The sequence below is a fragment of the Rhizobacter sp. genome (assembly GCA_021153565.1).
Lineage (GTDB): Bacteria > Pseudomonadota > Gammaproteobacteria > Burkholderiales > Burkholderiaceae_C > Albitalea.
On sequence record JAJKJU010000216.1, the window covers coordinates 1 to 6,172 of the forward strand.

A 6,172-nucleotide genomic window follows, 5' to 3' on the forward strand; every position below is an offset into this window, starting at 1 on the left:
AGTTCTTCGCCATCCCGCCCTCGTGCTCGCGGCAAGAGGCGATTGAGTACGCGCGCGAACGAGCGCGCGTTCGCCTCCTGGTCGAAATCGGCAATCCCGCCCGGCACCTCATTCCCACCCTCCCGGAGCCACTGACCGATTTCGAGGCTGAGCGCCCGCTGCTGGCGCTCGAGATCGATCGCCAGGTCCTCCCCGGCAGACCGAGTGTCTTGGATGAGGCCTAGGCTCGAGTTGCTCGACTGGCTCGTGACGGCGGATTCAACGGAGGATCCATCTCGTGGCGCAGAGAGCGGACGTGAAGCGGGCAGGCGTGAAGCGGGCAGACGTGAAGCGAACTGATTTGAAGCGGACGAATGTGCAGCTGGCGGACGTGCAGCCGGCGGACGTGAATGGAACGACTGAGAAGGGAACGCACGTGATCGTGCCGAACTACTACCCTCGCCCCCCCGGCCGCGGACCACTGTCTCTTGCCAAGCTTCTGGGGGACGGCCACTGCTTGTGATTCTATTGCGGTTGTACATTTAGATTTACGTTTGATGGTTTGGTGGATGTTGCGTGTGTTCAAACCTGGAGCGAACTGGATTCACACGCGATTGACTTTCCAATCCCTGTTCGTTGGAACTCAACGGAGCAGCGAAAAGCCCGCCCTGGCGTCGATCGGACGCGCGATCCGACTTCAGCCAAGCGGTATTTTCGAGTAGCTGCGCGTTCGTGATGTGCGGAAAGGCGAACCCATTACCGTGATTGCGAGGACCCCGACGCTTTACCGAGACCCCAACGGCTTAAGTGTCTTGAGGGTGCCCTCGGCCATCTTGGTAATCGTGCTGCGCCGCAGGGCCACGTTCCATTCAATGTCGCTGCGAGTCTTTCCCTCGACCTTCGCCTGTGCACCCTCGGGCCGCTTCTCGACGCCGATGTAGCCCGCGTCCCGAAAGGCCTTCGTCTCCTGCCCTGCAGCAGTTCGTGCATGTGCGCCACGTCGCTCTCGATGGCGGCCGTGGCGTGAAGGCTGTGCATCAGGCCCGAATCGGCGTCTGCACCAATGTGTGCCTTCATGCCGAAGTGCCACTCGTTGCCCTTCTTCGTCTGGTGCATCTCGGGATCACGCGACTTGTCTTCGTTCTTGGTCGACGGTGGCGCGGCGATGATGGTGGCGTCCACCATCGTGCCCTCGCGCAGCAGCAACCCGCTTTCGGCCAAGTCTGCATTGATGCCCTCGAACAGCTTGGCCGTGAGGTCATGTTGTTCGAGCAGGCGACGAAACTTCAGCAGCGTGGTGGCATCAGGCACCGTCTCGAGCGACAGGTCGATGACCGTGAACTCGCGCATCGACTGGCTGTCGTAGATCGCGTCTTGCACCGCTTCTGCGCATATTCGTAGCTGGCAAAGCTCAGTTGCGTCGGCGATTTCGGGGTTGCTTCATGGCGTTCTATGCATGCCGGATTTCGGGCCGAATTGTTCAGCATTTCCCCGGCGTTTATTTCGTTGTTCGACACTTATTGCGAAAGAGCCTTGGCTTTCGCCAAAGCAGCCTCTGCTTCGCATTGCAGGAGCCATGCGCTACGACCGACGCATTGCCGTGCTTGCCCAGGTTACTGGAGCCAGAGAAAACAATTTGCGCCGAGAGACGTCGCTGCAAGACACCGACCCGCTGTGAGCGACCATGTAAACCTACGACTGGTGTGCAAGGCTGACACCATGGGCGTCTTCCAAATCGAAAGCCGCGCGCAGATGAGCACCAACACTTTTCTCGCTGCACGCCAGCGTCGTTCGCCGGCGATGATCTCCCAAACACCCTCTTGCGTGGGGTGGGGACGGACCTGAATCGGCTGCGTGATACGGCCCGCCGCCTTCACTCCCTCTTCCAGTTCGGCCATCGCTTTGGGGTCGTAGTAGGTCCGATGGTTGGGGCCCGAGACAATCTGTCGTTGACCAACGCATCCAGGTCAATCACGTGGTCGGCCATTGCCGTCAACTCCGGCGTCTGCGACACGTAGAACTCGCGCGCATATCGTCCGAGCCGCAGCACCTCGCGCTTCATGTCCATGAACATCCGCTTGTGATCCGGATCCAGCGGACCGTCAGCTTCGTCCGAGGCGATTACACCATCATTGCTCAAGCACTTGGCCAGAAGGCTCCAGCTGCTCAACTCGCCCTCGATCATCGTGGCGCGCTCGTCGGCCGCCTCTTGCGCCGCACGAGCTGCCGCGACCTGGCCCTGCACTGCGACGGTTTGCTCGTGTTGCCGCACCGCGACCAGTTCGGCGTGCTCGGCCTGTCGAATCGCCCCCCTCGGCATCACTCAGCGCGTGACGCGCAGCGGCCAGGCGAGCGCTGTCAAAGGCCGGGGGCAACGCGCGCAACGCCACGTCGACGCGGGCGAGTGACTCCTGCAGGGCGGTCTCCGCGTCCGACTTGTCAGTTGCCAGCCGTTCCCTCGCGGCTGCAATTTCGGCTCGCTCGACCGCCTCTTCAGGGGTTTCTTCGGCCGGAGACACGCCCAGCATCTGAAGTTCCAGATCGACCGGCCCGAGGGCCGCGGCCGCTTGCTCAACTTCTTCCGTGCGCGCCAGCAGCAGTTGCAACGCCGCGAGGCGGGCCTGCGCAGCCTCGAGCTTTTGCTCCGCCCGATTGCGGCGCTCGGCCGCCCCGGCGAGCCGCTCGAGCTCCGCACTCACGGATGCCAGACCTTCTTGCTCTTGTCGCTTGCGGCCCCCAAGTTGGATGAGCTGCGCGTCGACGCTCGGAATCAGCGTCTGCGCCTCCCGGGCATCGGTGAGCAGCTGGCAGCGGCCCTGCAGCGGCATTCCGGCGCAGGGCACCTGTGCGGCAAGGCCGAATCGGTTCTTGAGGTCAGCGTGTCGCAACGCCAGTTGGCCAGCTTCCCGCTCGATGCCTTCGACCGCCTGACGATGCAGTCGGACTTGTCCGCGAAGCGCCTCTGCCCGATCGACGGCGCCTTGGGCCGCCGACAGCCTGGCCGTGCGCTCTTCGACGCATCGCGCCGCGGCCGGCCTTCGCACCGCTGCCCACCTGACCTTGGCCGCCATGGCCGCCGCGCGGGCCAATGCATCGCGCTGCCCCTGTAACTGCCCGCGTCGCTCGGCATGCTGGCGCTTTCGCGTCTTCACGCGCTGATCCGTCCCCGCCGCGCGCTGGTCGATCCGTCGCTGTTCCTCTCTCAGCCGGCGCGCCGACTCTTGGTGCTGGCCGTTGGCTCGAGCGCGGTCGGCAGCCAGTTCAGCGCGTCGACCATCGTGCCCTGCGGAAGCGGACGCCTGCGCTTCAACGCGCGTCGAGGTGGCCTGGGCTTCAGCCAGACGGGCCGCAGCCGCCTTCTTTGCGTCTTGGGCCCTCGCCAGCATGGCATCCGCCGTAGCGGGTGCCGTGGCCTGGCGCTCCAGCTGCAAAATCGATTCAGCCGCTTGCGCTTGCTCCTGGCGCACTACACCCAGTCCGGCCTTCAGCAGTCGCACTGTCTCTGCGGCCCGCGCACCTTCTGCACGAATCCGCTCCAGCCCCAGCAGGTCCGCCAGCAACGTCTTGACCTCGCCATTCTTGAATGCCGACAGGGGTCGCTTTCCCTGAGCAGAGAAGACCGACGTGAAGAAGGTGTCCTCCGAGCCCAGGATCTCCCGCACTGCGCGCTCGTATGTGTCGACCTTGCCGTCCGTGAGCGTGCCATCTGCCAGGCTGACCGGCCCCCATGCCGAGCCTTGTTCCTCGAAGAGAAACGCCTCCGTTTTGCGCTTACCGTTGAGTCTGAAGACCAGCTGGGTCTTGTAGCGCCGTCCCCCATGCGCCCAGATCAGCTCCTTCTGGCTCTCGGGCAGATAGACATGGTCGTAGTATGAAAAGGCGCCCAGGCCGTCGGTGCCGGCTCGCGACGGCATTACCAAGTACGGATGCAAATTGTCCATGACGGTCGACTTGCCGCGGCCGTTGCCCCCGGCGATTGCCACCAGAGAAGAATCCTCCCCTAGCGACTCGAAATCGAGGGTCAGGGTGTCGCGGCCGAGGCCGCTGCGGATGCCCTTGAAGCCCTTGAGGGTGAGCTGCAGCGGCAGATAGCCGCCTTCGTGGGCCGACGGGTGCGCAGCCGGTTCGCCGGCCATTTCCAGTTCCATTGATCGCCTCCATATCAGCATTGGTTCGGCTGATGTGCGATCAGTCTCGGGGCAATCGGGCGTCCATCAACCCTCAGTTGGCACTCGTGGCACCGACGCGGAGCTGGCTGGCCGATCGCTCTGCCGTTTACGCCGGATCAGCGCCGACGATCGCGAACGGGCCAGACTGCCCGCTTGCCCCCTGACCGCACTACTGCTCACGCCAGCCGCCGCCGCTTCGCCGCGGTCGCTGTCGTTCGCCCTGCGCCGCTCAATCCACACTCCCGGCCATAAGGTCCTCGGCCGGCGTGCGACTGCGTGAGACTGTCTGCCGACGTTCGACTGTGGCGTGCCGAATGTCGCCCCGCTGCCGAAAGCTGACCTCGGTGTGCGTCTCGGCGAACGGCAGGTCCACCTCGGAACTTGACGTCACCGATCCCGTCGAGTTAGGCGCCTCATGTACTCCCGCAGAACGTTCTCCACCACCGTCGTGCACTGCTGAGCTGTTCGCACGTAGCGGCAGAATCCTTTGCTCGCAAGCTTGTCGAGGCGGCACGCGAGCGCACGCGCCACCGGGAAACGTACGATGGCACTTACCGAAGAATCGGATATCCGCTAGGCGACGTTCCTGACAACCTGGGTGTGTGCACAGATCTAGTGATCCGGGCCTATCGTCAACTAGGCATCGACCTGCAAGCCCTTGTGCACGAAGATATGTCGAAGAGTTTCAAGTCATACCCCGCAACATGGGGGCTGAAGGCGCCTGACTCGAACATTGATCATCGGCGTGTCCCAAATCTGGAGGTCTTCCTGGCGCGCCATGGAACTACCTTTGCGGTCAATAGTTCTCCGGCGAACTACCTCGCGGGCAATCTCGTCACTTGGCGCCTTCCGGGCAATCTGCCGCACATCGGGATCGTCTCCGATCAGTTTGTCCCTGGCAGCCAACGGCCGAAGATCATTCACAACATCGGTGCGGGTCCGGTGGAAGACGATATCCTCTTCAGCTACCCCATTTCGAGGCACTATCGCTACGGCAAATGATGCAGGCGCCTAACCCTTCAATCGAGAGGACTTGCCCCGGCAAGCCGGGTCAAGCCTCTCATCTCAACCGTTAGGCCTCAGAATCCAAATCCATGGACAAGCGCTACCAAATCTTCATCAGCTCTACGTTTCTCGACTTGCAGGAGGAGCGCCAAGCTGTGCTGAAGGCAATCCTCGAGATTGATCACATGCCAGCAGGAATGGAGTTGTTTCCGGCAACCGACGACACCGCATGGCTACTGATACGCGATGTGATTGATTCGTCCGACTACTACATCCTTATCGTCGGCGGGCGGTATGGATCGAGGGACGAAGCTGGTTTGAGCTACACCGAAAAAGAGTACGACCACGCCGTCGCAGCCAAGAAGCCCGTCATTCCGCTACTTCACGCAAATCCAGATCAATTACCTCGGGAGAAAACCGAGACTGACTCGGATGCATGGGAGCGCCTGAAGAGGTTTCGAGCAAAGGTCGAGAAGAAGCACACCTGTGTTTACTGGAATAACGCAGATGACCTCAAAGCGAAGGTCATTGTCGGGCTTACTGCTGCAACCAAGCGGCACCCCGCAGTGGGTTGGGTGCGTGCAGATAAGGTCCCGACCGAAGCGACACTCGTTGAGGTTCTCGCACTGAAGAGCCGAGTTGCAGAGTTGGAAGCCGAAGCAGCTGCCACCCGCGACAGTCCACCTCCCGGCACTGATCTACTTGCGCAAGGCGACGACCGCTTTACCCTAAACATAGCTTTCGACGCACGGCAACCGCTCACTGGCTATCCCTCGTACGAGGACACAAGCTACACAGCTTCAATTGCACCTTCCTGGAATGCAATCTTTGCCTCGGTCGCCCCTTCGATGATTAACGAAGCCTCCGAGGCTGCCCTGCATCAAGCGTTCAGAGACTTTCTCACCAAAGAATCTCTACGTGTCCCATCCCGTGTGATCATGTGCCAATCCGCAGCTGGCCGCTGTTCCGAGCCAGAGACCTTTTGCGGGGTGTTATCGAAGCCTTCCAACACGAGAAAA

The 6,172-nt window shown here is 61.9% G+C and carries 6 protein-coding genes and 2 pseudogenes; 4 read left to right on the plus strand and 4 right to left on the minus strand.

Annotation, left to right across the window (positions count from 1 at the left end):
• Both AC30NL_RS13530 and AC30NL_RS13535 read left to right on the plus strand, forming a co-directional pair.
• Positions 1–224: hypothetical protein (locus AC30NL_RS13530; RefSeq protein ID WP_489464524.1), on the plus strand; the 224-nt coding region annotated here is incomplete at its 5' end.
• Between the two features lie 53 nt (positions 225–277).
• Positions 278–502 carry a hypothetical protein gene (locus AC30NL_RS13535; protein ID WP_489464525.1) on the plus strand — a complete coding sequence of 75 codons (225 nt, stop codon included), beginning with the start codon at positions 278–280 and terminating at the stop codon, positions 500–502.
• 282 nt (positions 503–784) lie between these two features.
• Here the strand turns inward: AC30NL_RS13535 and AC30NL_RS13540 are convergent.
• From AC30NL_RS13540 to AC30NL_RS13555, 4 genes and pseudogenes are all read right to left on the minus strand, one after another.
• Positions 785–1,365: pseudogene (locus tag AC30NL_RS13540) on the minus strand (IS5 family transposase); the annotation flags it as partial.
• Between the two features lie 227 nt (positions 1,366–1,592).
• Positions 1,593–1,877 (minus strand): ParB N-terminal domain-containing protein, encoded by a 285-nt coding sequence (locus tag AC30NL_RS13545; protein ID WP_489464526.1) that lies wholly within the window; start codon positions 1,875–1,877, stop codon positions 1,593–1,595.
• Positions 1,853–2,095 (minus strand): annotated as a pseudogene (locus AC30NL_RS13550) (hypothetical protein); the annotation flags it as partial. The gene AC30NL_RS13545 and the pseudogene AC30NL_RS13550, both read right to left, overlap by 25 nt.
• Positions 2,096–2,108: 13 nt before the next feature.
• Entirely contained in the window at positions 2,109–4,127 is a 2,019-nt protein-coding gene (locus AC30NL_RS13555) for a DNA repair protein (RefSeq protein ID WP_489464527.1), read from the minus strand.
• A 477-nt stretch (positions 4,128–4,604) separates the two neighbouring features.
• Here AC30NL_RS13555 and AC30NL_RS13560 point away from each other — a divergent pair, with 477 nt between their 5' ends.
• Together AC30NL_RS13560 and AC30NL_RS13565 are read left to right on the plus strand one after the other, a co-directional pair.
• Entirely contained in the window at positions 4,605–5,150 is a 546-nt protein-coding gene (locus AC30NL_RS13560; RefSeq protein ID WP_489464529.1) for a DUF1287 domain-containing protein, read from the plus strand.
• A gap of 92 nt (positions 5,151–5,242) precedes the next feature.
• A partial coding sequence (locus AC30NL_RS13565) for a DUF4062 domain-containing protein (RefSeq protein WP_489464528.1) occupies positions 5,243–6,172 on the plus strand: 930 nt, incomplete at its 3' end.

Coding starts and splice junctions, on each gene's coding strand:
- AC30NL_RS13545 (WP_489464526.1), bottom strand. CDS start 1,877: ATGGCCGAACTGGAAGAGGGAGTGAAGGCGGCGGGCCGTATCACGCAG.
- AC30NL_RS13555 (WP_489464527.1), bottom strand. CDS start 4,127: ATGGAACTGGAAATGGCCGGCGAACCGGCTGCGCACCCGTCGGCCCAC.